Source organism: Microcystis sp. LE19-131.1A, from assembly GCF_027532015.1.
Taxonomy (GTDB): Bacteria; Cyanobacteriota; Cyanobacteriia; order Cyanobacteriales; family Microcystaceae; genus Microcystis; species Microcystis ichthyoblabe_A.
The window spans coordinates 1-1,304 of the sequence record NZ_JAPZSS010000125.1; the positions used below are offsets into that span (position 1 = coordinate 1).

Below are 1,304 nucleotides of genomic sequence, written 5' to 3' on the forward strand. Positions count from 1 at the left end.
TAAGGGACTTGCGTGGGAATAATATCCCAGCTTTGAAAATCGCTCTGTAGAAGAATCAGACCGGCCAGATGGCATATTATCAAAGCGCAAGTCCCTTAGCTGCGGAGGCGCTCGAAGGCTCTCCCCCTACTTAGAGTGATCAGCAAACCTGAACGCTCGGAGGGCGCAAGCATTGCGCCCCTACAGTAACGGATTTTGTCCACAATGTAGGGGCGAACTGCGTTCGCCCAAAAGGTAGATTATCAAAGCGCAAGTCCCTAAATAATTACTCATAATCTAGTATGACCTGTACCCATTTGGGCGGACGAGGAATCGGATTACCGAGGCGATCAAGAACTAATAACGCCACTAAATGCACGGCAAATAAGTATAATAAACTATTGACAAATATGCCCACAACTGCTATCGATTGCACTTGCAGCAGCGTCGGTTTAGCGAGAATCCCTAACTGGGTGAAAATCCAATCAATAAAATTAGTCGCTTGGGTAATCACATATAACCAGAGATTTTCGCCTAAAAGAATTGAAAACAGCCAAAAACGAAAGAATAAACCAAAAGCCCCCAACAGTCCCCCAGTCAAGATAGAAAATTCCCAGCGCGCACCCCGGCGCCAGCATAGCCCCAATTGTACCCCCATCAAGCCGTGGGGAATCAAAAAGACAATACTGCGAGTCGGTCCCATCAACACCGACAAAAGTAAACTAGAAACTAATGCTGTCATCCAAGCACAGCGAGCGCCCCAACGTAAATAGGCTAAAGCGATAGGAATCGGGAAGAAAACCCTTAATAACGGTCCGAGGGGAAAATAATAATCAATTAACCAGATTAAACTGGTAGCACTGGCCAAAAAAGCCGTCTCCACCGTGATCAGGGTAGAGATAGACTTGAGGGGAGATGGTTGGATAGGTTTAGCAGTGGGTTTATCTAGGGGTTTCCCTTCTTCCCCCAGATCTACCCAATTGGTTTCATCTATTGTCTCTTCTGAGGATTGAGCGGGAGCATTAGCGTTAGAATCGTTCATTCTATCAGTTATCCGGTGGTCGGTACGGGTTGGCCGGCTATCCTTAGCTTAGACTTGCGACTCCCAGTCAGGCAAGAGGCAAAAAATAAGTAGGTAGGTGTTAACAATTGTCAACCCCCCTGATTAAGGGGATCGAACCTAAAATAGACCTCCTGCAAAAGTCTTATTCAGCTACTTGATTATAGCCTAAAGCAAGTTCGTAGTTGTAAATGCCAGCGATTAAATTAAATCTCAGACCAAAACGTCGTCTCCGATTCCTGTATCTTGATGATAAAATTCTAAA

The 1,304-nt window shown here is 45.5% G+C and carries 1 protein-coding gene and 1 pseudogene; both read right to left on the minus strand.

Going from position 1 to position 1,304, the window contains the following annotated elements; genetic code table 11:
* Positions 1–265 precede the first annotated feature (265 nt).
* The gene (locus O9323_RS10765; protein WP_002732287.1) at positions 266–1,021 is read right to left on the minus strand and encodes a DUF2232 domain-containing protein; all 756 of its coding nucleotides are present in this window, start codon (positions 1,019–1,021) and stop codon (positions 266–268) included.
* 163 nt (positions 1,022–1,184) lie between these two features.
* Positions 1,185–1,304 (minus strand): annotated as a pseudogene (locus O9323_RS10770) (IS5/IS1182 family transposase); the annotation flags it as partial.

What these genes read in the sequence shown, in the direction of transcription:
- O9323_RS10765 (WP_002732287.1), bottom strand. Translation starts at nt 1,021, where the DNA reads ATGAACGATTCTAACGCTAATGCTCCCGCTCAATCCTCAGAAGAGACA.